This window comes from Neoroseomonas oryzicola (assembly GCF_012163135.1).
Classification (GTDB): Bacteria; Pseudomonadota; Alphaproteobacteria; order Acetobacterales; family Acetobacteraceae; genus Neoroseomonas; species Neoroseomonas oryzicola.
Window position 1 is genome coordinate 1 of record NZ_JAAVUP010000046.1, and the last position, 616, is coordinate 616.

1 protein-coding gene is annotated in these 616 nt (G+C 36.4%); it reads left to right on the top strand.

Going from position 1 to position 616, the window contains the following annotated elements; all coding sequences use genetic code 11:
• Positions 1–203: 203 nt before the first annotated feature.
• A partial coding sequence (locus tag GWK15_RS26730) for a reverse transcriptase domain-containing protein (RefSeq protein WP_408892143.1) occupies positions 204–616 on the top strand: 413 nt, incomplete at its 3' end.

Consider the following 616-nt stretch of genomic DNA (forward strand, 5'->3'; position numbering starts at 1 on the left):
CTTTTTAGAAAGAAATAGTATCTGTGAGGATTTCCAGTCAGGATTTAGACCGTACCATAGTACTGAGACTGCTCTCATTAGAGTTACTAATGATTTGCTCTTATCATCAGATCGTGGTTGTATCTCTCTATTAGTGTTACTGGATCTTAGTGCTGCATTTGACACTATTGATCACAATATTCTTTTAAATAGACTCTAAAATTATGTTGGCATTACTGGAATTGTCATGGTTCAAATCATACTTATCTGACCGTTATCAGTTTGTAGTAGTAAACGAAGAGATGTCATATCGATCACAAGTTCAATATGGAGTACCACAAGGCTCAGTACTAGGACCGTTGCTTTTCACTCTGTACATGCTACCCTTGGGAGATATCATTAGGAAGCATGGCGTTAGTTTTCACTGTTACGCTGATGATACTCAGCTCTATATTTCTGCAAGCCCTGACGAAACTTACCATTTCACAAAATTATCGGAATGCATAGCTGATATAAAAAATTGGATGACCAGTAATTTCCTACTACTAAATTCAGAAAAAACAGAGATTCTAATTTTTGGACCAAAAACTTCTTCACGTAATAACCTAGAATATTGTCTAACACCTGATGGCTGCTC